At 56.8% G+C, this 25,682-nt stretch carries 18 protein-coding genes, 1 tRNA gene, 3 rRNA genes and 1 pseudogene; 4 read left to right on the top strand and 19 right to left on the bottom strand.

From position 1 onward, the window contains the following. Positions 1–247: 247 nt before the first annotated feature. The 8 genes from rrf to pepQ form a co-directional block, all read right to left on the bottom strand. Positions 248–363, bottom strand: a 5S ribosomal RNA gene (rrf, locus tag C2E16_RS19445). Between the two features lie 92 nt (positions 364–455). After that, positions 456–3,361 (bottom strand): 23S ribosomal RNA (locus C2E16_RS19450). Positions 3,362–3,556: 195 nt separating this feature from the next. Next, positions 3,557–3,632 (bottom strand) — tRNA-Glu (locus C2E16_RS19455). A gap of 85 nt (positions 3,633–3,717) precedes the next feature. Beyond that, positions 3,718–5,259, bottom strand: a 16S ribosomal RNA gene (locus C2E16_RS19460). The 16S, 23S and 5S rRNA genes sit together here with 1 tRNA gene alongside, the layout of an rRNA operon. A gap of 377 nt (positions 5,260–5,636) precedes the next feature. Continuing rightward, positions 5,637–6,173 carry a menaquinone-dependent protoporphyrinogen IX dehydrogenase gene (gene hemG, locus C2E16_RS19465; RefSeq protein WP_038628884.1) on the bottom strand — a complete coding sequence of 179 codons (537 nt, stop codon included), beginning with the start codon at positions 6,171–6,173 and terminating at the stop codon, positions 5,637–5,639. 15 nt (positions 6,174–6,188) lie between these two features. Continuing rightward, positions 6,189–7,640 carry a Trk system potassium transporter TrkH gene (trkH, locus tag C2E16_RS19470; protein WP_038628886.1) on the bottom strand — a complete coding sequence of 484 codons (1,452 nt, stop codon included), beginning with the start codon at positions 7,638–7,640 and terminating at the stop codon, positions 6,189–6,191. 24 nt (positions 7,641–7,664) lie between these two features. Then, on the bottom strand, positions 7,665–8,282 hold the full coding sequence (locus tag C2E16_RS19475) for an IMPACT family protein (protein ID WP_038628888.1): 618 nt from the start codon (positions 8,280–8,282) through the stop codon (positions 7,665–7,667). After that, complete coding sequence (gene pepQ / locus C2E16_RS19480) at positions 8,282–9,613, bottom strand: Xaa-Pro dipeptidase (protein WP_038628890.1); 1,332 nt, start codon at positions 9,611–9,613, stop codon at positions 8,282–8,284. Before pepQ ends, C2E16_RS19475 begins: the two co-directional genes overlap by 1 nt. A 187-nt stretch (positions 9,614–9,800) precedes the next feature. On the opposite strand from pepQ, the gene fadB reads away from it, so the two are divergent. Together fadB and fadA are read left to right on the top strand one after the other, a co-directional pair. Beyond that, a complete protein-coding gene (gene fadB, locus C2E16_RS19485; protein WP_038628892.1) occupies positions 9,801–11,987 on the top strand; it encodes a fatty acid oxidation complex subunit alpha FadB in 2,187 nt (728 codons plus the stop codon). An 11-nt stretch (positions 11,988–11,998) separates the two neighbouring features. Beyond that, positions 11,999–13,162, top strand: coding sequence for an acetyl-CoA C-acyltransferase FadA (fadA, locus tag C2E16_RS19490; RefSeq protein WP_038628893.1), 1,164 nt, complete (start codon positions 11,999–12,001; stop codon positions 13,160–13,162). A 78-nt stretch (positions 13,163–13,240) separates the two neighbouring features. Here fadA and fre read toward each other — a convergent pair whose 3' ends face one another. After that, positions 13,241–13,942, bottom strand: a complete 702-nt coding sequence (gene fre / locus C2E16_RS19495) for an NAD(P)H-flavin reductase (RefSeq protein WP_038628895.1) — start codon at positions 13,940–13,942, stop codon at positions 13,241–13,243. Between the two features lie 39 nt (positions 13,943–13,981). Further along, positions 13,982–15,466, bottom strand: a complete 1,485-nt coding sequence (ubiD, locus tag C2E16_RS19500) for a 4-hydroxy-3-polyprenylbenzoate decarboxylase (RefSeq protein WP_038630168.1) — start codon at positions 15,464–15,466, stop codon at positions 13,982–13,984. Positions 15,467–15,824: 358 nt separating this feature from the next. Between ubiD and rfaH the strand changes: the two genes are divergently transcribed. After that, complete coding sequence (gene rfaH, locus C2E16_RS19505; protein ID WP_038630169.1) at positions 15,825–16,313, top strand: transcription/translation regulatory transformer protein RfaH; 489 nt, start codon at positions 15,825–15,827, stop codon at positions 16,311–16,313. Positions 16,314–16,333: 20 nt separating this feature from the next. Here rfaH and tatD read toward each other — a convergent pair whose 3' ends face one another. The 9 genes and pseudogenes from tatD to udp form a co-directional block, all read right to left on the bottom strand. Then, complete coding sequence (tatD, locus tag C2E16_RS19510; protein ID WP_038628897.1) at positions 16,334–17,113, bottom strand: 3'-5' ssDNA/RNA exonuclease TatD; 780 nt, start codon at positions 17,111–17,113, stop codon at positions 16,334–16,336. Positions 17,114–17,195: 82 nt separating this feature from the next. Next, a complete protein-coding gene (gene tatC / locus C2E16_RS19515) occupies positions 17,196–17,954 on the bottom strand; it encodes a Sec-independent protein translocase subunit TatC (RefSeq protein ID WP_084971310.1) in 759 nt (252 codons plus the stop codon). Between the two features lie 291 nt (positions 17,955–18,245). Next, positions 18,246–18,660, bottom strand: a pseudogene (tatB, locus tag C2E16_RS21470) (Sec-independent protein translocase protein TatB); the annotation flags it as partial. A gap of 3 nt (positions 18,661–18,663) precedes the next feature. Further along, a complete protein-coding gene (tatA, locus tag C2E16_RS19525; protein WP_038628902.1) occupies positions 18,664–18,915 on the bottom strand; it encodes a Sec-independent protein translocase subunit TatA in 252 nt (83 codons plus the stop codon). A 127-nt stretch (positions 18,916–19,042) separates the two neighbouring features. Beyond that, entirely contained in the window at positions 19,043–20,680 is a 1,638-nt protein-coding gene (gene ubiB / locus C2E16_RS19530; RefSeq protein ID WP_084971096.1) for a ubiquinone biosynthesis regulatory protein kinase UbiB, read from the bottom strand. After that, positions 20,677–21,282: a ubiquinone biosynthesis protein UbiJ gene (gene ubiJ, locus C2E16_RS19535; RefSeq protein WP_038628906.1), complete on the bottom strand. Its 606-nt coding sequence runs from the start codon at positions 21,280–21,282 to the stop codon at positions 20,677–20,679. Before ubiJ ends, ubiB begins: the two co-directional genes overlap by 4 nt. A gap of 12 nt (positions 21,283–21,294) precedes the next feature. Further along, the gene (gene ubiE / locus C2E16_RS19540) at positions 21,295–22,050 is read right to left on the bottom strand and encodes a bifunctional demethylmenaquinone methyltransferase/2-methoxy-6-polyprenyl-1,4-benzoquinol methylase UbiE (protein ID WP_038628908.1); all 756 of its coding nucleotides are present in this window, start codon (positions 22,048–22,050) and stop codon (positions 21,295–21,297) included. A gap of 75 nt (positions 22,051–22,125) precedes the next feature. After that, entirely contained in the window at positions 22,126–23,673 is a 1,548-nt protein-coding gene (gene rmuC / locus C2E16_RS19545) for a DNA recombination protein RmuC (RefSeq protein WP_084971098.1), read from the bottom strand. Positions 23,674–23,773: 100 nt separating this feature from the next. Beyond that, positions 23,774–24,538 carry a uridine phosphorylase gene (gene udp, locus C2E16_RS19550; RefSeq protein WP_084971100.1) on the bottom strand — a complete coding sequence of 255 codons (765 nt, stop codon included), beginning with the start codon at positions 24,536–24,538 and terminating at the stop codon, positions 23,774–23,776. A gap of 278 nt (positions 24,539–24,816) precedes the next feature. Here udp and C2E16_RS19555 point away from each other — a divergent pair, with 278 nt between their 5' ends. Next, a complete protein-coding gene (locus C2E16_RS19555) occupies positions 24,817–25,653 on the top strand; it encodes a dienelactone hydrolase family protein (RefSeq protein WP_084971103.1) in 837 nt (278 codons plus the stop codon). Positions 25,654–25,682: the final 29 nt, after the last annotated feature.

The following is a 25,682-nucleotide window of genomic DNA, read 5'->3' on the forward strand; positions in this document are numbered from 1 at the left end:
GCATAGCGGGAAGAAAATATTATCGGTGTGCTTTAAAAAGCACAGATAAAATAAAACGATATGCATAAAAAATCAGCGCGTTGAGTTGTTGTTTTATGCAGCAGAAGACAAGCTGTATAAAATTGAGCGTTAAAGACAGGGCAAAAGCTGTAGAGGAGCAGGAAAAATAATCGATCCAGGCATTTTTTCATAAAATGCGGATACGAAAAAGCCTCAGCTTTCGCTGAGGCTCTGTCGCTTGTTTGATGCCTGGCAGTTCCCTACTCTCGCATGGGGAGGCCCCACACTACCATCGGCGCTGCGGCGTTTCACTTCTGAGTTCGGCATGGGGTCAGGTGGGACCACCGCGCTCTCGCCGCCAGGCAAATTCTGTCTGCATGCCGCCTTCCGGCCACATGCTGTATCCGTAACAGGCTGAAAATCGTCTCTCATCCTCAAAACGCCTGTGGCGTTGTAAGGTTAAGCCTCACGGGTCATTAGTACCGGTTAGCTCAACGCATCGCTGCGCTTACACACCCGGCCTATCAACGTCGTCGTCTTCAACGTCCCTTCAGGGGGCTCTGGGCCCAGGGAAGACTCATCTCGAGGCAAGTTTCGTGCTTAGATGCTTTCAGCACTTATCTCTTCCGCACTTAGCTACCGGGCAGTGCCATTGGCATGACAACCCGAACACCAGCGGTGCGTTCACTCCGGTCCTCTCGTACTAGGAGCAACCCCTCTCAGTCTTCCAGCGCCCACGGCAGATAGGGACCGAACTGTCTCACGACGTTCTAAACCCAGCTCGCGTACCACTTTAAATGGCGAACAGCCATACCCTTGGGACCTACTTCAGCCCCAGGATGTGATGAGCCGACATCGAGGTGCCAAACACCGCCGTCGATATGAACTCTTGGGCGGTATCAGCCTGTTATCCCCGGAGTACCTTTTATCCGTTGAGCGATGGCCCTTCCATTCAGAACCACCGGATCACTATGACCTGCTTTCGCACCTGCTCGAACCGTCACTCTCGCAGTCAAGCCAGCTTATGCCATTGCACTAACCTCACGATGTCCGACCGTGATTAGCTGACCTTCGTACTCCTCCGTTACACTTTGGGAGGAGACCGCCCCAGTCAAACTACCCACCAGACACTGTCCCCACGCCGGATTACGGCGCCAGGTTAGAACATCAAACATTAAAGGGTGGTATTTCAAGGATGGCTCCACGCAGACTGGCGTCCGCGCTTCAAAGCCTCCCACCTATCCTGCACATCAAGGCTCAATGTTCAGTGTCAAGCTGTAGTAAAGGTTCACGGGGTCTTTCCGTCTTGCCGCGGGTACACTGCATCTTCACAGCGAGTTCAATTTCACTGAGTCTCGGGTGGAGACAGCCTGGCCATCATTACGCCATTCGTGCAGGTCGGAACTTACCCGACAAGGAATTTCGCTACCTTAGGACCGTTATAGTTACGGCCGCCGTTTACCGGGGCTTCGATCAGGAGCTTCTCTTGCGATAACCCCATCAATTAACCTTCCGGCACCGGGCAGGCGTCACACCGTATACGTCCACTTTCGTGTTTGCACAGTGCTGTGTTTTTAATAAACAGTTGCAGCCAGCTGGTATCTTCGACTGGCTTCGGCTCGGGGAGCGGGTCCCTCCACCTACATGCCAGCGTGCCTTCTCCCGAAGTTACGGCACCATTTTGCCTAGTTCCTTCACCCGAGTTCTCTCAAGCGCCTTGGTATTCTCTACCTGACCACCTGTGTCGGTTTGGGGTACGATTCACTGTTACCTGATGCTTAGAGGCTTTTCCTGGAAGCAGGGCATTTGTTGCTTCAGCACCGTGGTGCCTCGTCGTCACGCCTCAGCCTTGACCTTCCGGATTTGCCTGGAAAGTCAGCCTACACGCTTAAACCGGGACAACCGTCGCCCGGCCAACATAGCCTTCTCCGTCCCCCCTTCGCAGTAACACCGAGTACGGGAATATTAACCCGTTTCCCATCGACTACGCCTTTCGGCCTCGCCTTAGGGGTCGACTCACCCTGCCCCGATTAACGTTGGACAGGAACCCTTGGTCTTCCGGCGAGCGGGCTTTTCACCCGCTTTATCGTTACTTATGTCAGCATTCGCACTTCTGATACCTCCAGCATGCCTCACAGCACACCTTCGCAGGCTTACAGAACGCTCCCCTACCCAACAACGCATTCGCGTCGCTGCCGCAGCTTCGGTGCATGGTTTAGCCCCGTTACATCTTCCGCGCAGGCCGACTCGACCAGTGAGCTATTACGCTTTCTTTAAATGATGGCTGCTTCTAAGCCAACATCCTGGCTGTCTGGGCCTTCCCACATCGTTTCCCACTTAACCATGACTTTGGGACCTTAGCTGGCGGTCTGGGTTGTTTCCCTCTTCACGACGGACGTTAGCACCCGCCGTGTGTCTCCCGTGATAACATTCTCCGGTATTCGCAGTTTGCATCGGGTTGGTAAGCCGGGATGGCCCCCTAGCCGAAACAGTGCTCTACCCCCGGAGATGAATTCACGAGGCGCTACCTAAATAGCTTTCGGGGAGAACCAGCTATCTCCCGGTTTGATTGGCCTTTCACCCCCAGCCACAGGTCATCCGCTAATTTTTCAACATTAGTCGGTTCGGTCCTCCAGTTAGTGTTACCCAACCTTCAACCTGCCCATGGCTAGATCACCGGGTTTCGGGTCTATACCCTGCAACTGAGCGCCCGGTTAAGACTCGGTTTCCCTGCGGCTCCCCTATACGGTTAACCTTGCTACAGAATATAAGTCGCTGACCCATTATACAAAAGGTACGCAGTCACCCTCATAAATGAAGGCTCCCACTGCTTGTACGTACACGGTTTCAGGTTCTTTTTCACTCCCCTCGCCGGGGTTCTTTTCGCCTTTCCCTCACGGTACTGGTTCACTATCGGTCAGTCAGGAGTATTTAGCCTTGGAGGATGGTCCCCCCATATTCAGACAGGATACCACGTGTCCCGCCCTACTCATCGAGCTCACAGCACATGCATCTTCGTGTACGGGACTGTCACCCTGTACCGTGCGCCTTTCCAGACGCTTCCACTGACACACATGCTGATTCAGGCTCTGGGCTGTTCCCCGTTCGCTCGCCGCTACTCAGGGAATCTCGGTTGATTTCTTTTCCTCGGGGTACTTAGATGTTTCAGTTCCCCCGGTTCGCCTCGTTAAGCTATGTATTCACTTAACGATAGTGTGACGAATCACACTGGGTTTCCCCATTCGGACATCGCCGGCTGATAGCGGTTCATATCACCTCACCGGCGCTTTTCGCAGATTAGCACGTCCTTCATCGCCTCTGACTGCCAGGGCATCCACCGTGTACGCTTGGTCGCTTAACCTCACAACCCGCAGGCGTCTTGCGACACCGCATGGTGCGAGAAATTGAGAGACTCTGAACAGTTCTTTATGCAAGAAGCTGCTCTTTCAAATTTTCAGCTTGTTCCGGATTGTTAAAGAGCAATATCGTAAAGCTGACTCGCAAGTCAGTTTTAGGATATGACGGGTACGCGACTTTCACTCACACTACCAGCAAGTGGCGTCCCCTAGGGGATTCGAACCCCTGTTACCGCCGTGAAAGGGCGGTGTCCTGGGCCTCTAGACGAAGGGGACACTGAAGTCTGCTTCGCAAGACGCCTTGCTCATACTTTCTATCAGACAATCTGTGTGAGCACTTCACGGGAAGGTATCAGCTTGGTAAGGAGGTGATCCAACCGCAGGTTCCCCTACGGTTACCTTGTTACGACTTCACCCCAGTCATGAATCACAAAGTGGTAAGCGCCCTCCCGAAGGTTAAGCTACCTACTTCTTTTGCAACCCACTCCCATGGTGTGACGGGCGGTGTGTACAAGGCCCGGGAACGTATTCACCGTGGCATTCTGATCCACGATTACTAGCGATTCCGACTTCATGGAGTCGAGTTGCAGACTCCAATCCGGACTACGACGCACTTTATGAGGTCCGCTTGCTCTCGCGAGGTCGCTTCTCTTTGTATGCGCCATTGTAGCACGTGTGTAGCCCTGGTCGTAAGGGCCATGATGACTTGACGTCATCCCCACCTTCCTCCGGTTTATCACCGGCAGTCTCCTTTGAGTTCCCGCCATCACGCGCTGGCAACAAAGGATAAGGGTTGCGCTCGTTGCGGGACTTAACCCAACATTTCACAACACGAGCTGACGACAGCCATGCAGCACCTGTCTCACGGTTCCCGAAGGCACTAGGGCATCTCTGCCGAATTCCGTGGATGTCAAGACCAGGTAAGGTTCTTCGCGTTGCATCGAATTAAACCACATGCTCCACCGCTTGTGCGGGCCCCCGTCAATTCATTTGAGTTTTAACCTTGCGGCCGTACTCCCCAGGCGGTCGACTTAACGCGTTAGCTCCGGAAGCCACTTCTCAAGGAAACAGCCTCCAAGTCGACATCGTTTACGGCGTGGACTACCAGGGTATCTAATCCTGTTTGCTCCCCACGCTTTCGCACCTGAGCGTCAGTCTTCGTCCAGGGGCCGCCTTCGCCACCGGTATTCCTCCAGATCTCTACGCATTTCACCGCTACACCTGGAATTCTACCCCCCTCTACGAGACTCAAGCCTGCCAGTTTCAAATGCAGTTCCCAGGTTAAGCCCGGGGATTTCACATCTGACTTAACAGACCGCCTGCGTGCGCTTTACGCCCAGTAATTCCGATTAACGCTTGCACCCTCCGTATTACCGCGGCTGCTGGCACGGAGTTAGCCGGTGCTTCTTCTGCGGGTAACGTCAATGACGGCGCGTATTAAGCACCATCCCTTCCTCCCCGCTGAAAGTACTTTACAACCCGAAGGCCTTCTTCATACACGCGGCATGGCTGCATCAGGCTTGCGCCCATTGTGCAATATTCCCCACTGCTGCCTCCCGTAGGAGTCTGGACCGTGTCTCAGTTCCAGTGTGGCTGGTCATCCTCTCAGACCAGCTAGGGATCGTCGCCTAGGTGAGCCGTTACCCCACCTACTAGCTAATCCCATCTGGGTTCATCCGATGGTGTGAGGCCCGAAGGTCCCCCACTTTGGTCTTGCGACGTTATGCGGTATTAGCCACCGTTTCCAGTGGTTATCCCCCTCCATCGGGCAGATCCCCAGACATTACTCACCCGTCCGCCACTCGTCAGCGAAGCAGCAAGCTGCTTCCTGTTACCGTTCGACTTGCATGTGTTAGGCCTGCCGCCAGCGTTCAATCTGAGCCATGATCAAACTCTTCAATTAAAGTCTGATGCTCACAGAAAAACGTCGTAATGAATTACGTGTTCACTCATGAGACTTGATACTGCAAATGTGTTTTGCGATATCCGTCCTGTGAGTGCCCACACAGATTGTCTGATAAATTGTTAAAGAGCGGTGCGACCGGCGTTTCGTGCCGTTGTCGCGAGGTGGCGTATATTACGCTTTCCTCTTTCAGAGTCAACCCCTTTTTCAGAAGTTTTTCTCCGGCGATTCAGACTTCGCTGAACCGCCTGACCGTGCCGACCAGAAGCCGTTGTGCCGTGTCAGTGGAGGCGCATTATAGGGAGTTATTCCGGGCTGACAAGTGTTTATTTCAAAAATATGATCGTTAGGTTTATTTTTCAGCAAAGCGTGTTTTTTTAGCGCGATTTGCTGCTCATTTGCGCGAATTCCTCAGCGAAACGCTCTACCTGCTGCCAGTCGGTATACTCCACTTCTTTAGTGGCGTCAGTCTCGCCGCCGGTCATGCGCATAATAAACTGAATCATCACACGGTCGAACCAGCCGTAGCGCGGATAGCGCAGCGCGCCGGCAAACACCGCGCAACTGTCCGGCTGCCACGGCGACTGTAACAGGAACTTGCGCGTATAGGCGTTGGTTTGCGGCGTTCGCTTTTCTGGTTTGCGCGCGGTGAGGTTAACGGAGAAGAAACCGCTGATGCGCTGTTGCAGCTGCGCCAGATTCTTCTTTACAAAGCGCGCCACCGCCGGCTGAAAGTGGCCGTAACGAATCGATGCGCCAATTAGCACGCGATCGTACTGCGCCCAGTCAATATGCTGAACATGCAGGATATTCATTACGTCGCACTCCTGATGCGCTTTCATCGTATTGGCGATGTAAGCGGCAATCTCGCGCGTTTGCCCGTCACGGCTGGAAAACAGAATCAGCGCCTTCATTACTTTCTCCTTATATCACTCACGCCAGAAGGTAGGAGTGAACAGTACCAGCAGCGTAAACACTTCCAGACGACCAAAAAGCATGGTCGAAATCAGAATCCATTTTGCAACGTCATTCATTGAGGTGAAGTTATCCGCTACAACGCCCAGGCCCGGTCCGAGATTGTTGAGTGTGGCAGCCACTGCGGCGAACGCGGAAAAGTCATCGACGCCGGTGGCGATAATCGCCAGCATGCTCAGCAGGAACACCAACGCATAAGCGGAGAAGAACCCCCACACCGCTTCGAGAATACGTTCCGGCAAAGCGCGATTTCCTAACTTAATCGTATAGACGGCGTTGGGATGCACCAGACGCTTCAGTTCACGCGAGCCCTGCTTAAACAACAGCAGAATACGAATCACCTTCAAGCCGCCGCCTGTAGAACCGGCACAGCCGCCAATAAAAGCGGAGCAGAGCAGCAGCACCGGTAAGAATAGCGGCCAGCGCGCAATGCTGTCAGTGGTAAAACCTGCTGTCGTCGCCATCGACACCACCTGGAAAAACGCCTGGTTCAGGGTTTGCCAGCCGCTGGCATAAACATTATGGAACCACAATACAATGGTGCAGATAACCACCAGCGTAAACTGTACGCCGATAAACATGCGGAATTCAGGATCGCGCCAGTAGACGCGCAAATTACGTCCGCTCAGTAAAGAGAAGTGCAAACCATAGTTACAGCCGGAAATCAGCAGGAATACGGCGATAATAGTATTGATGGTTGGGCTGTTGAAGTAGCCCACGCTGGCGTCATGGGTCGAGAAGCCGCCGATAGCGATTGTCGAGAAGCTGTGGCCGATAGCGTCAAACATCGGCATGCCCGCCAGCCACAGCGCCACAGCGCAGGCCACGGTCAGCAAAACGTAAATCAGCCACAACGTTTTCGCCGTTTCGGCAATACGCGGGCGCATTTTGTTATCTTTCAATGGACCGGGCATTTCCGCCCGATAAAGCTGCATGCCCCCAACGCCCAGTATCGGCAGAATCGCCACCGCTAGCACAATGATCCCCATGCCGCCGAGCCATTGCAGCATCTGTCGATAAAAAAGAATCGCTTTGGGCAACGAATCCAGTCCCACCAGCGTCGTCGCACCGGTCGTGGTCAAGCCGGAAAAGGACTCGAAAAAGGCGTCAGTGACAGAGAGGTTCGGATGCTCGGCGAATATAAACGGCATCGCCCCGACGCTGCCCAGCACGGTCCAGAACAGCACGACAATCAAAAAGCCTTCGCGCGGCTTCAGATCGTTCTTCTGTTTACGGTTAGGCCACCAGAGCATAGCGCCGATAATCAGCGCCATGATAAATGTCTGACTGAATGCGCGCCCCGCACCATCGCGGTAAATCAACGCCACCAGGCCGGGCACGATCATTGTTCCAGAGAACAGAATGACCAGTAACCCGACGATACGGGTAATGGCACGAAAATGCATTCTGCCGTTTCCTTAAGGTAAAAATTAGGGGTCTACCGGTTCGAGCGTTAACATTCCCCGGCTAACGTCTGTCAGATTCTGCGTAAACCCGGCAACCTGCGCCCAGGGCAACGCTAATGTGATCGAGACGACATCCAAAAAATCCGTCTTAAGCAATTCTCCTTCAAAACGCTGAACCAGGCGCTCGATATCGCTGAGTTGCGCATAATCGCAGCGTAGCTGAAAACGGCGCATCGGTATCTTTTGTTTGCGCGCCAGCTGCCTGAGCGCCTGCTGCACGCCGCCGCCGTAAGCTTTCACCAGGCCGCCGGTGCCCAGCATAATGCCGCCGTAGTAACGCACCACGACGGCGGTGATCTCGCCCACTTGACTGCCCATCAACTGCGCCAGCATCGGCTTGCCTGCCGTGCCGGATGGTTCACCGTCATCAGAAAATCCCAGCTGTTGGGAATCATCGGGGCGTCCCGCCACGTATGCCCAGCAGTGATGGCGAGCGGTCGGATGCTCCGCCTTCACCTGCTGGACAAACGCGCGCGCCGCTTCAACGCCTTCGGTATGGGCCAGCATTGTAATGAAACGGCTTTTTTTAATTATCTCTTCGCTGATGCTGAGCGGCTCAGCGGGAATATCGTAAACGTCCATCATGCCAAAAGCAGATCGCGCGTCATGTTCTCAATACGATTGGCGTAGATCACCACATTGTCCTCAATGCGGACGCCGCCGTAAGGCTGCAGGGCGTCGATCGCCTGCCAGTTAAAGTGCTGGCTGTATTTGCCTTCACGCCACGGCGTCAGCAGCGATTCAATAATATAGAAGCCCGGCTCGATGGTTAGCACCATGCGCGGCTCCAGCACGCGAGTGCAGCGCAGGAAAGGATACTGCCGCGGCGCCGCCAGATGCGTGCCGTTCTCATCCTGCATAAAGCCAGCGACGTCATGCACCTGCAAGCCAAGCGGATGTCCCAACCCGTGCGGCATAAACGGACCGGTCAGATTTTCTGCCACCATCGCCTCCGCGCTGATATCGCGCACCAGATCGTACTTCAGCAGCATCTCAGCGATACGCTGATGCATCTGCAGATGGTAGTCGGTATAGCGTTCACCCGCTTTTAATGTCGCGATCAACGCCAGCTCATGCTGATTCATATCCTGCAAAATGTGCGCGAATAGCGAGTCACTTTGCGTGGTATAAGTGCGCGTCAGATCGGCAGCGTAGCCGTTGTACTCCGCGCCTGCGTCAATCAGGAAGCTGCGGCGCTTCGGCGGTGCCTGATGGTCGAGCCTGGTGTAGTGCAGCACCGCCGCATGTTCGTTCAGGGCGATAATATTGCCGTAGGGCACATCGGTGTCACGATGGCCGGTCGCGGTCAGATAGGCGAGATTGATATCGAACTCGCTCATGCCGGAGAGAAATGCCTCTTTCGCTGCCCGGTGCCCTGCCACCGCCAGCTTCTGCGCTTCACGCATGCAGGCCAGCTCATAATCGGTTTTATAAGAGCGATGATAATGCAGGAAATCGATAGCGCCCTGCGGGTTGATGCGTTCATTGCTGATACCGAGCTGCGTCGCGCGCTGCGGCACCGGTCCGATATAGGCGACATTCTGACGCTGCGACGGCAGCAGGTCGCCAATCTCATCCGCGTTTTTCAGCGCGACAATGTCGATTTCGTCAGTCCAGAAGCTGTGCGGCAGAGGCTCGACGTTGTGCCAGTAGTCTACCGGCGAATAAAACCAGAGCTTCGGCTTATTAACGCCATCGACCCACAGCCAACAGTTAGGCACCTGCGTCACCGGCACCCAGGCTTTGAACTGCGGATTAACCTTGAAAGGATAGTGATGGTCATCCAGGAAAACCGTCAGCAGCTCGCCGGAATGAATAAGCATCGCATCCAGTTGAAAGCGTGCCAGAACCTGCTGCGCGCGCTGTTGCAGCGTCGCGATGTGATCTTTGTACAAGGTAGCCAGCGTATCCATTGTCGTACTCCGTATCAGCAAAATTGTCCGCATCTTATCACAGCGCTGACAGGGATGCCGTGTCGCCGCCGCCTGTGATCCCGTTTGCAAATGAGCAAAGTTTTGTTTGCAAATAATTAACATCACTCCCACACTCTCGATCATCTGGTACGACCAGATCCCTTTATCGCGGTTTCAGGAGACGGACATGCTTTACCAAGGCGACACACTTTCCCTTGACTGGCTGGACGACGGCATCGCCGAGCTGGTATTCGACGCGCCCGGTTCAGTAAACAAACTGGATACGCAAACGGTAGCCAGCCTGGGCGAAGCCATTGCCGTGCTGGAAAAACAGACGGCGCTGAAAGGCGTTCTGCTCAGCTCTGCTAAACCGGCGTTTATCGTTGGCGCGGATATCACCGAATTTTTATCATTGTTTAACGCGCCATCAGAGAAGCTGGCGAACTGGCTGGCTTTCGCCAACGGCATCTTTAACCGCCTGGAGGATCTGCCGGTTCCTACCCTTTCCGCGATCAAAGGCTACGCGCTGGGCGGCGGCTGCGAATGCGTTCTCGCCACCGATTATCGTATCGCCACGCCGGATGCGCGCATTGGCTTGCCGGAAACCAAACTGGGCATTATGCCGGGCTTTGGCGGTTCGGTGCGTCTGCCCCGACTGCTGGGCGCCGACAGCGCGCTGGAAATTATCGCCGCCGGGAAAGACGTTGACGCCAAAAGCGCGCTGGCGCTCGGCCTGGTAGACGCGGTGGTGCCGGAAGAAAAACTGCGCGCTGGCGCGATCGCCATGCTGAAAATGGCGATCGCCGATGCCGATGACTGGCGGCAACGACGTCAACCGAAGCTGCAGCCGCTGAAGCTCAGCCCCATTGAAGCGGCAATGAGCTTCACCATCGCCAAAAGCATGGTGCAGCAGAGCGCCGGCAAACATTATCCTGCGCCGATGCGGGCGGTAAAAACCATTGAGGCCGCAGCCAGCCTGGGACGTGATGAGGCGCTGAAGCTGGAAACGCAGGCGTTCGTGCCGCTGGCGCAGTCGAAAGAGGCGCGCGCCCTGGTCGGCATCTTCCTGAACGATCAGTATGTTAAAGGCAATGCGAAAAAGTTGACGCAGGGCCACGCCCCGCCGCAGCAGGCGGCGGTAATAGGCGCTGGCATTATGGGCGGCGGCATCGCCTGGCAGTCGGCATGGAAAGGCGTGCCGGTCATTATGAAAGATATCAGCGAAAAATCGCTGGCGCTGGGGATGAACGAAGCGGGCAAGCTGCTGAATAAACAGCTGGAGCGCGGCAAAATAGACGGACAACAGCTGGCCAATATTATCTCCACTATCCACCCTACGCTCTCTTTCGACGGTTTTGACCGCGCAGATATCGTGGTGGAAGCCGTAGTGGAAAACCCGCAGGTTAAAGCGAAAGTGTTGGCGGACACCGAGGCGCAGGTGCGCGAGGAGACCATCCTGGCCACCAATACCTCAACCATCCCGGTGAGCCTGCTGGCACGATCGCTGAAACGTCCTGAAAATTTCTGCGGCATGCACTTCTTTAATCCCGTGCCCCGTATGCCGTTGGTAGAAGTGATCCGTGGTGAGAAAACCTCAGACGCCACGCTGGCGAAGGTGATCGCCTGGGCGGCCAAAATGGGCAAGACCGCCATCGTCGTCAATGACTGCCCCGGCTTTTTCGTTAACCGCGTGCTCTTTCCCTACTTCGCCGGCTTCAGCCTGCTGCTGCGCGACGGCGCCGATTTCCGCCAGATTGATAAAGTGATGGAAAAGCAGTTCGGCTGGCCAATGGGACCCGCCACGCTGCTGGATGTGGTGGGCATCGATACCGCGCATCATGCGCAAAGCGTTATGGCGGACGGCTTCCCGACGCGCATGAAGAAAGATTACCGCGACGCCATTGATGTGCTGTTCGACGCGCAACGCTTCGGACAAAAAAACCAGCGCGGCTTTTACGCCTGGGAGAAAGACAGCAAAGGCAAAACGAAGAAAACCGCCGATAGCGAGACCGATGCGCTGCTGCAAAGCGTGAGCGCGCCCCGTCGCGTGTTTACCGACGATGAGATTATCGCCCGCATGATGATCCCGATGATTAACGAAGTCGTGCGCTGCCTTGAGGAGCGCGTTATCGCCAGCCCGGCGGAAGCCGATATGGCGCTGGTTTACGGGCTCGGCTTTCCGCCGTTCCACGGCGGCGTATTCCGCTATCTCGATACGTTAAGCAACGCGGCCTTCGTAACGCTGGCACAGCGCTACGAAGAGCTCGGCCCGCTCTACGCCATTCCTGAACTGCTGGCGATGAAGGCGCAGCAAAATGAGAGCTGGTATCCGCCCGCCGAACCGATCACCGACATTGCGCTGGCCACGGCGTGAGGAGCAAGAAAATGGAAAACGCAGTTATCGTTGACGCTATCCGCACGCCCATGGGCCGCTCGAAAGGCGGCGCTTTCCGACAGGTTCGGGCGGAAGATCTCTCCGCGCATCTGATGCGCAGCCTGCTCAGTCGCAACCCTCAGCTGGAGCCGGCGATGCTGGATGATATTTACTGGGGCTGCGTGCAGCAGACGCTGGAGCAGGGTTTCAACATCGCACGCAACGCCGCGCTGCTGGCGGAAATTCCGCATCGCGTGCCAGCGACTACCGTGAACCGTCTGTGCGGTTCATCCATGCAGGCACTGCATGACGCCGCGCGCGCCATTATGGTCGGCGATGCGCATGCCTGCCTGATCGGCGGCGTCGAGCATATGGGCCACGTGCCGATGAGCCACGGCGTCGATTTTCATCCGGGCCTCAGCCGCACGGTCGCTAAAGCGGCGGGCATGATGGGGCTGACCGCTGAAATGCTGGCGCGGATGCACCACATTAGTCGGGAGATGCAGGATGCGTTCGCCGCACGCTCGCATCAGCGCGCCTGGGCCGCCACCCAGTCAGGTCACTTCCGCAATGAGATCGTAGCGACCAGCGGACACGACGCCGATGGCGTCCTGAAACGTTACGATTTTGATGAAGTGATCCGCAGCGATACCAACGCGGCGGGACTGGCGACGCTGAAGCCCGCTTTCGATCCGGTTAACGGCACGGTCACCGCGGGAAGTTCTTCAGCGCTGTCGGACGGCGCGGCGGCGATGCTGGTAATGAGCGAATCCCGCGCGCGTGAGCTGGGGCTGAAGCCCAGGGCGCGCATCAGGGCGATGGCGGTAGTGGGCTGCGATCCGTCGATTATGGGCTACGGGCCGGTGCCCGCTTCTCAACTGGCGCTGAAGCGCGCCGGACTCAGCGTCAGTGATATTGATCTGTTTGAGCTGAATGAGGCGTTCGCCGCACAGACGCTGCCCTGCATTAAAGATTTAGGTTTGATGGAGCAGATTGACGAGAAGGTTAACCTGAACGGCGGCGCCATCGCGCTGGGCCACCCGCTGGGCTGTTCAGGCGCGCGCATCAGCACAACGCTGCTCAACCTGATGGAGCGCCGCGACGCCCAGTTCGGCCTCGCCACCATGTGCATTGGCCTGGGACAGGGCATCGCCACCGTATTTGAACGAGTCTGATACGTTAGTACTTGTGGTTTTTCCCGCCTGTCAGGGGCGGGTTTTTTACGGTCGGCGCGGCGCAGATCGCTCCGCCTGTCAGATAAAAGCGAAAGCGTCGCCGTAGATCTGCGTTTCCTGCGCGCCGCGTTCGGCGCAAAAACGTTCACGGGCGATCTTGGCCATCTCGAAGCGTCCGGCGATATAGATATCGTGTTCGCTCAGCGAGCCGAAATCCTGCATTACGGCCGTCAGGACGGTGCCGCTGCGCCCTTGCCAGCTTTCCTGCGGCTGTTCCACGACCGGCACGACTTTCAGGTTCGGATGACGCACCGCCAGCGCGTTCAGTTCTTCCAAATCGTACAGATGATGGATTTCACGGCCGCCCCAGTAGATGGCGATGTTACGATCCGGCTGTTGCGCCAGTGCCGTCAACAGAATGGATCGAGCATAGGAAAAGCCGGTGCCGCCGGCGATCAGGATCATCGGACGGGTGCTTTCTTCACGCAGCCAGGCGTCGCCGTGCGGAATGTCCACCACGATTTCACGCTGCTGCTGAATGCGTTCCATCACCGCCATCGCATAGAGGTTCAGTTCAGAAGCGCCGATATGCAGCTCGATGATATCTTTTTCCATCGGCGTTGAGGCCAGAGAGAACGGGCGCTTGTCGCGCTCATCCATCACTACCATCAGATACTGGCCAGCGCGGAATGAAAAATCCGCTTCCGGCACCAGGCGTACGCGATAAACGGTGTCGGTAATCGCCTCCACCGAAGTCACTTTACAGCTTAACGTTGTCATGCGTTCCCTCTGTCGGGTCGTCATTCGTAATTTGCGTCGTTAGCGTGACGGCAAATCGTTAAAAATTCCCAGCCGATCCCAGATAGCATCGACGCGCGCCGTGACCGCCGGATCTTTCACGATCGGACGCCCCCATTCGCGCTGTGTTTCGCCCGGCCATTTATTGGTGGCGTCCAGGCCCATTTTGGAACCCAGCCCCGACACCGGCGACGCAAAATCAAGGTAGTCGATCGGCGTGTTTTCGATCAGCACCGTATCACGCGCCGGATCCATACGCGTGGTTATTGCCCAGATAACGTCGTTCCAGTCACGGGCATTAACGTCGTCATCGCAGACAATCACGAATTTGGTGTACATAAACTGACGCAGGAAGGACCAGACGCCCATCATCACGCGCTTGGCGTGCCCGGCGTACTGCTTCTTCATCGTCACTACCGCCAGGCGATAGGAACAGCCTTCCGGCGGCAGGTAGAAGTCGACGATTTCCGGGAATTGCTTAATCAGAATCGGCACCAGCACCTCATTCAGCGCCACGCCCAGCACCGCCGGCTCATCCGGCGGACGGCCGGTATAAGTCGAATGGTAGATGGCATTGCGGCGCTGCGTAATGTGCGTCACGGTAAACACCGGGAAATTATCTACTTCATTATAGTAGCCGGTATGGTCGCCATACGGCCCTTCCGGCGCCACGTCGCCCGGCTCGATATAGCCCTCCAGCACGATTTCAGCGCTGGCTGGCACTTCCAGATCGTTCGACAGACACTTCACCACCTCGGATTTGGTGCCGCGCAGCAGGCCGGCGAAGGCGTATTCCGACAGGGTGTCCGGCACCGGCGTCACGGCGCCGAGAATGGTGGCGGGATCGGCGCCCAGCGCCACGGAAACGGGAAAACGTTCGCCGGGATGCGCTTTGCACCACTCCTGAAAATCGAGCGCGCCGCCGCGATGCGAGAGCCAGCGCATAATCAGACGATTTTTGCCGATTACCTGCTGACGATAGATGCCGAGATTCTGTCGCTCTTTATGCGGTCCGCGCGTAACCGTTAACCCCCAGGTGATCAGCGGCGCGGCGTCTTCCGGCCAGCACTGCATCACAGGTATACGCGACAGATCCACTTCATCGCCCTGCCATACCTGCTCCTGACACGGCGCGCTGCGCAGCCGTTTGGTCGGCATATTCAGTACCTGCCTGAACTGCGGCATTTTGTCGAACAGATCGCGAAACCCTTTCGGCGGCTCTGGTTCTTTAAGAAACGCCAGCAGCTTGCCTACCTCACGCAGCGCGCTGACCTCTTCCTGTCCCATGCCCAACGCCACGCGCTTCGGCGTGCCGAACAGGTTGCACAGCACCGGCATGTCATAGCCCTTGGGATTTTCAAACAGCAGAGCCGGGCCGCCAGCACGCAGGGTGCGGTCAGCGATCTCGGTCATCTCCAGAACGGGATCGACCTCCAGCGTTATACGTTTTAACTCGCCACGCTGTTCAAGCAGCGTAAGGAACTCGCGTAAGTCGTGGTATTTCATCAGATTCATTATTCAGGCCGCAGAATCAGCCATTATAAGGAGGATTCACCGGCTATGCTGAGGTTTGTGTGCGTGCCGTCGGCAGGATAACGGCACCTATATCGCAAGCCTGCGGGCGATGCTTTTCTTTATTGTTAACAGGTTGCGCTGCGAGTCTGAACCACCGACGCGGCGTTCGTCAATTTGCAATTCCGTAAATTGCGCCATTCGATCCAGTCAAAACTGCATTTTTCGGGATTTATGTTAAGGATTAGCATGGAAAAAAGCGGGGCTGGAGGGCGCTGGCGCCGCGCAATCTCGCTATCGCTCTGAAAGCAGTTTTGCTATTCTTAGCCTTCAATAATTGGAAAGTGACATTATGGAATCCTGGTATCTCCTTTACTGCAAACGTGGTCAGTTATTACGCGCTAAAGAGCATCTGGAACGGCAGGCGGTACATTGCCTGAGCCCAATGATCGCCATGGAAAAAATTGTGCGCGGCAAACGAACCACGGTAGAAGAACCGCTGTTTCCTAACTATCTTTTTATTGAATTCGACCCGGAAGATATTCACACCACCACTATTAGCGCGACGCGCGGCGTCAGCCACTTCGTCCGTTTTGGCGCTCAGCCGGCGATCGTGCCGCCGGATGTGATCGACGCGTTACGCACCGGCACGCCGGAAACCATGGTCGATCCCGATACGCCCTGTCCTGGCGACAAAGTGGTCATCATCAAAGGCGCGCTGGAAGGGCTGGAAGCGATTTTTACCGAGCCTGACGGCGAAGCGCGCTCCATGCTGCTGCTTAACCTGCTAAACAAACAGGTCAAACAGAGCGTCGAGAACGGCGCCTTTCGTAAAGCCTGATATTCCCTTACCGCGCGCGCTTACAGACGGAACAGACGACGGCTGTTGGCGTCGGTTTGCTGCGCCAGCCAGGCGGCATCCTCGCCGCGCCACAGCGCTACCTGCTGCACGATATGCGGCAGGAAGCAGGGCTCGTTGCGTCGTGACGTTGGACGCGGGCGCATATCGCGCGGCAGCAGCCAGGGCGCATCCGTCTCCAGCAACAGCCGGTCTGCCGGGATCTGCGGCAGCAGTTCGCGCAGCGTCATGCCGCGCCGTTCGTCGCATACCCAACCGGTAATGCCCACCGACAGCCCCATATCCAGGCACTCCGCCAGTTCGTCCGCCGTTCCGGTAAAGCAGTGCACTACCGCGCCGGGCAGACGCGCAATCCAGGGTTTCAGCACCGCGACAAAGCGTTCATGGGCGTCGCGGCAGTGCAGGAATACCGGCATTTGCAGTTCCGCCGCCAGCGCCAGCTGCGCGTCGAACGCATATTCCTGCTGCTCGTGCGCGGAAAAGTTACGGTTGAAGTCGAGTCCGCATTCGCCGATGGCGACCACCTGCGGATATTCCGCCAGGCGACGCAGCGTCGCGGCCGTATCCGCCGACCATTCGCTGGCATGATGGGGATGAACGCCAGCCGTCGACCAGCAGAAATCGGGATGGCGCTGCGCCAGGCTCTGCGCCTGCTGGCTCTCCAAAGCGTTGGTGCCGGTAATCAGCATGCCGGTGAGGCCTGCTTCGCGCGCACGCGTCACCACCTGCTCACGATCTTTCGCAAACTGCGTGCTGGTCAGGTTTACACCGATATCAAACATGGTATGTCCTGAAAATGTTAACCGCCCGTAATGGGCGGTTAGCGATGAATGTTCCCCGCGCTGGCGGGCCCTGCGTTAAACGTCAGGTGCCATTATCTTGCTCTTCTTCGCGATCCTGACGTCCTTTGCCTACATAGAAGCGCGAACAGAATACGCCAACCTCAAACAGGCAGTACATCGGAATAGCGAGCAAAGTTTGCGAAAAAACATCGGGCGGCGTCAGCAGCATGCCGACGACAAACGCGCCAACCAGCATATAGGGGCGCTTCTGACGCAGCATTTCAGGGGTGGTAACGCCAGTCCAGCACAGCAGCACGATGGCGATCGGCACTTCAAACGCGACGCCGAAGGCCATGAACAGCGTCATAACGAAATCGAGATAGCTGGTGATATCGGTCGCCATCGTGACGCCCTGCGGTGCGGTTTTAGCAAAAAAGCCAAACGCCATCGGGAACACGACGAAATAGGCGAACGCCACGCCGATATAAAACAGCAGCGTGCTGGAGAACAGCAGCGGCATCACCAGACGACGCTCATGACGATACAGCGCCGGCGCGACAAAAGCCCAAATCTGGTAAAGAATGACCGGCACCGCCAGAAAGACGGAAACGATGATAGTGAGCTTAATCGGCGTCAGGAACGGCGAAGCCACGTCGGTGGCGATCATGCTGGCGCCCGCTGGCATCTGCTTAATCAGCGGCTCCGAGACCAGCTGGTAGATATCGTTAGAGAAGTAAACCAGCGCAAGAAAGATAGCCAGCACGGCGATAATGCAGTTAAGCAGCCGTTTACGCAGCTCGATCAGGTGGCTGATAAGCGGTTGGGTATCTTCAACGGCCATGTTCGTCATTCATCGTTGGTTGAGTGAAAGAGGCGGGCTTTTCCCCGGCGACAGGCGCAGTGACGGAAGCGGCGGCCTGGCCTGCGGGCGTCGCTGGCGACGCGTTTTCCGTTTTCGCAGCCGGAGCGGCAGCGGGTTCAGCCGACGCGGCGGACGTATTGACCGGCTTGCCGACAGGCTGCATTTCCGGCGCGGCGGCATTCACCGCCGCCTGCGGCTTCGGCTTCGGCGCGCTGTCATGCTGAGCAGCAGCTGGCGCGGCGTCAGCGTCCGACGCTACGGCTTCCGGCTTCTGCGCTGGCGCGCTGGCCTGATGGTCAGCGCTGCCAGGCGTTACGCCGGTATGCTCGTCCTGCGGCTTGATCAGCGGGTTGTGAATCGTGTGCGCTTCGTCATCGGCCTGCTCGTTTTCGCCCAGGTAGGAACGACGCATCGAGTCCGCCGTTTTACGCAGCTCTTCCATCGATTCCTTCAACTCTGGAGAAAGTGAATTCTTGCTGGCCTGCTCGACTTTCTTCAGGCTGTCCTGTAACTCCTGCAGTTTTAACTCTTGCGCCAGTTCGTTCTGGACGTTCGCCGCCAGCGAACGCATGGCGCGAATCCAGCCGACGACCGTTTTTACCGCTATCGGCAAACGCTGCGGACCCAGCACTACCAGTCCGATAACGAACACCAAAACCAGTTCGCTAAAACCTATGTCGAACACGTTTTATACCTGCTCTTTATCTTTTTTGGCCTCTTCTTTATTTGTCGTGGTCGCCTGCTTATCTACCAGCGGCCGCGTATCAAATTCAGCATCCTGCTGTTTATGCGTCTCTTTGTCGTCATCGCTCATCGCTTTTTTAAAACCTTTGATCGATGAGCCTAAATCGGAGCCAAGATTACGCAGTTTGTTGGTGCCGAAAAGAAGGACCACGATCACGGCAATGATGAGTAACTGCCAAATACTGATACCGCCCATGAGTATGCCTCTGATAAAAAGAAGTGTGAAAACGAGTGGAGAGGCAGTATACCTCAGCTTATGGGCCAGTGACGATGCGTAAGCCCGTCCCCCTGGCCGCAAAGCGCGATTTTACCTTTCCTGACAATTAGCTTGAACGGCGCCATCCGATCAGCCAGGCGCACAGGCCAGCGATAATCATGATCGTCGGCGTCGCGTCCATACCCGGACGGGTAATCAGCAGCGCCGTGCCGCTCAGCAGCAGCGTGGCGCCAATGCCGAACAGATAACGCGACTGATGCTGCCGCTCGCGCTGAACGCTCAGCTCGTTCGCCAGGCGATCGACGCTGTGCTGCAAACGCTTATGCTGGCGCATGCTGTCATAAAACAGATCCGGCAGCTCCGGCAGACGCTCGGCCCAGAACGGCGCTTTCTCTTTCACCGAACGGATAATCGCCGGAATGCCTACCTGATCCTTGATCCAGTCTTCGAGGAACGGCTTCGCGGTTTTCCACAGATCGAGCTGCGGATAGAGCTGTCGCCCTACTCCTTCGATATAGAGCAGCGTTTTTTGCAGCAGCACCAGCTGCGGCTGCACTTCCATATTGAAGCGGCGCGCGGTGTTGAACAGATTCAGCAGCACATGGCCGAAAGAGATTTCCGCCAGCGGCTTTTCAAAAATCGGTTCGCACACGGTGCGAATGGCGAATTCAAAATCTTCTACGTTGGTGTCGGCTGGCACCCAACCGGAATCAACATGCAGCTCGGCCACTTTACGGTAGTCGCGGTTAAAGAAGGCGATAAAGTTTTCCGCCAGGTAACGTTTGTCCGCTTTGTTCAGCGAGCCGACGATGCCGCAGTCGATACCGATATAGAGCGGATCGTGCGGATGCTCATAGCTGACGAAGATATTGCCGGGATGCATATCGGCATGGAAGAAGCTGTCGCGGAAAACCTGGGTAAAGAAGACCTGTACGCCGCGTTCCGCCAGCAGACGCATATTGACGCCATGCTGCTCCAGCGCCACCACATCGTTGACAGGAATGCCGTAGATACGCTCCATCACCAGCATCCCTTCGCTGCAGTAGTCGGAGTAGACTTCCGGCACGTAGAGCATATTGCTGTTTTCAAAGTTACGGCGCAGCTGAATGGCGTTCGCCGCTTCGCGCAGCAGGTTCAGCTCATCGATCAGCGTTTTTTCATAATCCGCCACTACTTCTACCGGACGCAGACGACGGCTTGCCGGCATCAGGCGCGGCAGCCAGCGGGCGAGACGATAAATCAACCGCATGTCCGCCTTGATCACCGGTAAAATATCCGGGCGGATAACTTTGATCACCACCGCTTTGCCGTTCTCTTTCAGCGTCGCGGTATGCACCTGCGCGATAGAGGCGGACGCCAGCGGCGTAATATCGAAATCATCGAACCAGGATTCAACCGGGCCGCCGAGCGACTTTTCAATCTGCTCTTTCGCGCGAGCGCCGTCGAAAGGCGCGACGCGATCCTGCAAGATCGCCAGCTGATCGGCAATTTGCGGCGGAAAGAGATCGCGACGGGTGGACATCATCTGCCCGAACTTGATCCATACCGGCCCCAGCTCTTCCAGCGCCATGCGCAACCGCACGCCCAGCTCCAGATCTTTATGGCGGTTAGGCAGCCAGAAAACGCCGCGCCGCCAGAGGCGGATCGGCAGGGTAATGCGCAGGCGCGGGATCAGCTCATCCAGACCGTAGCTGAGGAAAACTTTGATGATGAAATAGAGGCGGCGAATTTCTCCGGGCGTCATTTCGCCTCCAGCTTTTGCAGACGTTGTTCAAATTGACGGGCCTGGCGCTCCAGCGCCTCGACCTCATCACCATACCAGGCCATCTCCAGCGGACCGGGCGCGACGCGCCACTCTTCGGTCAGGGTTTCCGTCAGGTAGCGCTGTTTGCGCTGGACATCGCCGCGCACCAGCTGAAAGCCGCGTCGGACGACATTGCTGAGGCTCTGCGCGAGAATGTCGCCGGTCCAGGGCGCGAGGTATTCGGCCGGATCGAGCTCCGCCATATCCACCAGCGCGGAGAACTGCTGAACCACCTGCAGATCGCCCTCGACCTCCAGCTCGCCGCTGCGGATCATTCCGGTCAGCTGCTGACGGTCGCGCAGTTTCGGCAGCAGCGACAGACGCGTTTTCACCGTACAGTCGCAGCGATCCTGCCAGTCACCCAGCACATCTACCTGTTGTTCGCTGAACACCAGCGTAATCGGCTGCGCCAGCTCCTCTAGCCGCAGCTGCAACACGCGGCCATTCAGACGCTGTCGGGCCGCTTTCAGGCCTCGGTCGCGATAAAGAACTCGATTCAGTGCGGTCTCCAGACCGGCGGTTAACAGCGGGGTTAACGTCATTCGCTTTCCTGCTTAAAACTTGAACCCGCGGTGCAGAGCGACAATTCCGCCCGTCAGGTTGTGGTACGAGGTGTTTTCGAAACCGGCATCCATCATCATCGATTTCAGGGTTTCCTGATCGGGATGCATACGGATCGATTCCGCCAGATAACGGTAGCTTTCGGCGTCTTTCGCCACCAGCTCGCCGATACGCGGCAGCACATGGAATGAATAAGCGTCGTACACTTTGCTCAGAGGTTCCAGTACCGGTTTAGAAAACTCCAGCACCAGAAGACGTCCGCCCGGCTTGAGAACACGAAACATGGAGGCCAGCGCCTTCTCTTTTTCCGTGACGTTGCGCAGGCCGAAAGAGATAGTGATACAGTCGAAATAGTTGTCCGGGAAAGGCAGAGCTTCGGCGTTCGCCTGCACATAGCTGACGTTGCCGATCACGCCGCTGTTGCGTAACTTTTCGCGGCCCATTTGCAACATAGAGCTGTTGATGTCTGCCAGCACCACCTGCCCGGTTTCGCCCACCAGACGCGAAAATTTCGCCGTCAGGTCGCCGGTGCCGCCAGCCAGATCCAACACGCGCTGACCACGACGCACGCCGCTGCAGTCGATGGTAAAACGTTTCCAGATACGATGGATTCCCATCGACATCAAATCGTTCATCAGGTCATATTTCGCGGCAACGGAGTGAAAGACGCCCGCTACCATGTCCGCCTTTTCGTCTTTTGCTACGGTGCGAAAGCCGAAGTGTGTCGTTTCCCTGGATTCATCTGCCATGTGCTTCACCTGCTCCACAATCAAATATCTTTGCAGTGTAACAGAGTCCCCGTAGTCAGGCACGTCAGCCTGGCGTTATTCATTGATGCGCCGAATGCTGTCATGCCAGGTTGCGGCGCCCTGCTCCGACGCGTTTTCCGCCGCGTCAGTGTCCTCGTCATCGTCATCCGGCAGCGCGCTTTCCGGCATCGCCTGCTCTACCAGCCGGGGATTGATGCCGCGCTTTATTTCCACGCCTAAATGACGAAAGCTTTCACTTTGGGCGATCAAGTTGCCGCGCCCTTCCGACAGCTTTTTCATCGCCTGCCGGTAACTCTCCTGCGCCCTGTCGAGATTCTGTCCCATGCTGGTCATATCATCGACAAACAGCCGCATCTTGTCATACAGCCGCGCGGCGCGATCGGCGATGCGCTGGGCGTTGCGGCTCTGGTGTTCATAACGCCAGAGATTATTGATGGTGCGCAGCGCCACCAGCAGCGTGGTGGGGCTGACCAGCATAATATTGTGCTTCAGCGCCTCGCTGATCAGCTCCGGCTGACGATCGATCGCCAGCAGAAACGCCGGCTCGACAGGGATAAACATCAGCACATAATCCAGCGATCGTAAACCGGGCAATTGTTGATAATCTTTACGGCTCAGCAGGCGGATATGGCCGCGAATGGCGGCGATATGCTCGTCAATTGCCTGGTCGCGCGTGACCTTATCTTCCGCGTTGAAGTAGCGTTCATAGGCTACCAGCGTCATCTTCGCATCAACGACCACGTCCTTGCCCTGCGGCAGACGCACAATCACATCCGGCTGCATGCGGCTTTGCGCGTCGACCTGAATATTTACCTGGGTTTCGTACTCATGCCCCTCACGCAGGCCGGACGCCTCCAGTACGCGGGTCAGCACCACCTCGCCCCAGTTGCCCTGGGTTTTATTGTCGCCTTTCAGCGCGCGGGTAAGGTTAATGGCTTCCTGCGCCATCTGCGCATTGAGCTGTTGCAGGTTGCGGATCTCATGCGCCAGCGTATGGCGCTCGCGTGCCTCCTGGCCAAAGCTCTCCTGCACCTGACGTCGGAAGCCATCGAGCTGCTCGCGCAGCGGCGCGATCAGGCCGTTCAAACTCTGCCGGTTCTGTTCATCGACACGACGGCCGCTCTGTTCAAAGATGCGATTGGCGAGGTTTTCAAACTGGGCGCTGAGACGCTGCTCGCTGTTGGTCAGCAGGCGCTGCTTCTCTTCGGCGGCAAGGCGGGTTTCTTCAAGACGGATAGTGACTTCGCGCAGCTCCGCTTCCTGAGCGCTGTTAACCTCCAGCTGATTGCGCAGTTCACGGCTCAACTGCTCGCATTCATTGCGCCAGTAGTCGAAGTGCTGGAGTTTTTCCTGGGCGGCGGTCAGCGAGCCATGCAGCTGACGCAGCTCTTTTTCGCGCTGTTGCAGCTGCTGCTGTTCCATCTGACACTGCTGTCGCAGCTGCGCTTCCTGCTGCTGCGCCTGAGCCAGCGCCTGTTCCAGCAGCCGTCGCTCTGTCTCCTGCGCGGCCTGCTGTTGCAGCGCGCGAAAATGCGCGAACAGCCAGCCGGCCAGCCCGCCGGCCAACGCAAAACTGACGCCGACGATCAGTTGATTATCCACCGCACCTTCTCCTTCCCGCTGCAAACAGAGCAAAGGTAGAGGCGCGCTGTATGAATGTCCACACAAAAAAATGGGCCGACGCGAAGCCAGCCCTGAGCGGTTACGCCAGCAGGCGGCGCGCCGCGTCGACCACGATGGCGATCGCGTTGCTTTCGGTCTGTTTCATGGTCGCGGCGTCCGGGATCTCTTTCTGCGTGCGGTTCACGATCACGCCTGCCACCATACCGGCGCGCAGTCCCTGACTGGCGCACATAGTCAGCAGCGTGGCGGACTCCATTTCATAGTTCAGCACGCCCATCTGCTGCCACTCTTTCATCGAGCCCTGGAAACGGCTGACGACGCGGCCTGAATAAGTATCGTAACGCTCTTGCCCCGGATAAAAGGTGTCGGAAGAAGCGGTCACGCCAATATGTGGTTCGGCACCGGCGGCTTTCGCCGCGTCCACCAGCGCGGTAGTGCAGGCGAAATCGGCGACGGCGGGAAACTCCATCGGCGCGAAATGCAGGCTGGCGCCGTCGAGACGGACCGCTGCGGTAGTCACCAGCACATCGCCAACCTTAATATCAGGCTGAATGGCGCCAGTGGTGCCGACGCGCAAAAAGGTGCGAATGCCCAGCTGCGCCAGTTCTTCCACCGCGATAGAGGTAGAGGGCCCGCCGATGCCGGTGGAGCAGACGATTACCGCTTTGCCGTCCAGCTCGGCGCGCCAGCTGGTGAATTCACGGTGCGAGGCGAGAGGCTGCGCATTATCCATCAGCGCGGCAATCTTTTTTACGCGCTCAGGATCGCCCGGCACGATAGCCAGCGTGGCGCCCTGCAGGTCCGCTTTGGTAAGTCCTAAATGAAACACATCTGACTGGGCCATATTTCCTCCTGAGAAAAATCAGTTAATCGCGCTACTTTACGGGATGCCCTGCGAAAAATATGTGAGATAAATCAACAGCAAAAATGAAAGTTACATTTTCATGAAAAAACAGTGTGACAAGAATCACATTAAAACGTTATGTATCACCTGTTTGCCACAACTTGCTGTGTGTCTTTATTCAGCAGAATGTTAAAGAGATGTGAGATATGCAGACCGGAGACCCTTGCTGATTTTGGCTATAGTTACCGGATTGCGCTACCAGCAGCACGGAGAGAACAATGAAAACCGAAGACAATCTGGCTCAGAAAGAGCGTAATCGCGGGTTCGCTCCTGCGGCGGCGCCCACGGCTTCCACGACCATCATCACCGATAACGACGCCATTCAGGGCGGCGATACCACCATTAACACCCAGGGCGAAAATATGCCCGCCTGGTTCGCGCGCCCGAAAGAAGCAAATGGCCCGCTGCCGGTTGTGCTGGTGGTACAGGAAATTTTTGGCGTTCACGAACATATCCGCGACATTTGTCGCCGCCTTGCCGCAGAAGGCTACCTGGCCGTGGCGCCGGAACTCTATTTCCGTCAGGGCGATCCCAGTGAATACAGCGATATCAAACAGCTGTTTGAGGAACTGGTCAGTAAAGTACCTGATGCACAGGTGCTGGCGGATCTCGATCACGTCGCCAACTGGGCGGCGCGACACGGCGGCGATATGCGCAATATGGCGATTACCGGCTTCTGCTGGGGTGGCCGCATCGTCTGGCTTTACGCAGCGCACAATCCTCAGCTGAAAGCGGGCGTCGCCTGGTATGGGCGTCTGGTCGGCGAAAAGACGATGAAGCAGTCGAAACACCCGGTTGATATCGCCGTCGATCTGAATGCGCCGGTGTTGGGTCTGTATGGCGCGAAAGATGAAGGCATCCCGCTGGAGAGCATCGAAACCATGCGCCAGGCGCTGAACGCGGCCAACGCCACGGCGGAGATCATTGTCTATCCCGAAGCGGGGCACGCCTTTAACGCCGATTACCGTCCCAGCTATCACGAAGCGTCGGCAAAAGATGGTTGGCAACGGATGCTGGCGTGGTTCCATCAGTATGGCGTGAAGCCGAATCGCTAATAAAAAGGGGCGCACAGCGCCCCTTCTCA

It is taken from the genome of Mixta calida (assembly GCF_002953215.1).
Classification (GTDB): domain Bacteria; phylum Pseudomonadota; class Gammaproteobacteria; order Enterobacterales; family Enterobacteriaceae; genus Mixta; species Mixta calida.

Bases quoted from the DNA above. Each gene is read 5' to 3' on its own strand.
- fadA (WP_038628893.1), top strand. From the start codon at position 11,999: ATGGAAAACGCAGTTATCGTTGACGCTATCCGCACGCCCATGGGCCGC.
- fadB (WP_038628892.1), top strand. From the start codon at position 9,801: ATGCTTTACCAAGGCGACACACTTTCCCTTGACTGGCTGGACGACGGC.
- tatA (WP_038628902.1), bottom strand. From the start codon at position 18,915: ATGGGCGGTATCAGTATTTGGCAGTTACTCATCATTGCCGTGATCGTG.
- ubiD (WP_038630168.1), bottom strand. From the start codon at position 15,466: ATGAAATACCACGACTTACGCGAGTTCCTTACGCTGCTTGAACAGCGT.
- hemG (WP_038628884.1), bottom strand. From the start codon at position 6,173: ATGAAGGCGCTGATTCTGTTTTCCAGCCGTGACGGGCAAACGCGCGAG.
- C2E16_RS19555 (WP_084971103.1), top strand. From the start codon at position 24,817: ATGAAAACCGAAGACAATCTGGCTCAGAAAGAGCGTAATCGCGGGTTC.
- udp (WP_084971100.1), bottom strand. From the start codon at position 24,538: ATGGCCCAGTCAGATGTGTTTCATTTAGGACTTACCAAAGCGGACCTG.
- pepQ (WP_038628890.1), bottom strand. From the start codon at position 9,613: ATGGATACGCTGGCTACCTTGTACAAAGATCACATCGCGACGCTGCAA.
- ubiJ (WP_038628906.1), bottom strand. From the start codon at position 21,282: ATGACGTTAACCCCGCTGTTAACCGCCGGTCTGGAGACCGCACTGAAT.
- trkH (WP_038628886.1), bottom strand. From the start codon at position 7,640: ATGCATTTTCGTGCCATTACCCGTATCGTCGGGTTACTGGTCATTCTG.
- tatC (WP_084971310.1), bottom strand. From the start codon at position 17,954: ATGGCCGTTGAAGATACCCAACCGCTTATCAGCCACCTGATCGAGCTG.
- ubiB (WP_084971096.1), bottom strand. From the start codon at position 20,680: ATGACGCCCGGAGAAATTCGCCGCCTCTATTTCATCATCAAAGTTTTC.
- C2E16_RS19475 (WP_038628888.1), bottom strand. From the start codon at position 8,282: ATGGACGTTTACGATATTCCCGCTGAGCCGCTCAGCATCAGCGAAGAG.
- ubiE (WP_038628908.1), bottom strand. From the start codon at position 22,050: ATGGCAGATGAATCCAGGGAAACGACACACTTCGGCTTTCGCACCGTA.
- fre (WP_038628895.1), bottom strand. From the start codon at position 13,942: ATGACAACGTTAAGCTGTAAAGTGACTTCGGTGGAGGCGATTACCGAC.
- rfaH (WP_038630169.1), top strand. From the start codon at position 15,825: ATGGAATCCTGGTATCTCCTTTACTGCAAACGTGGTCAGTTATTACGC.
- tatD (WP_038628897.1), bottom strand. From the start codon at position 17,113: ATGTTTGATATCGGTGTAAACCTGACCAGCACGCAGTTTGCGAAAGAT.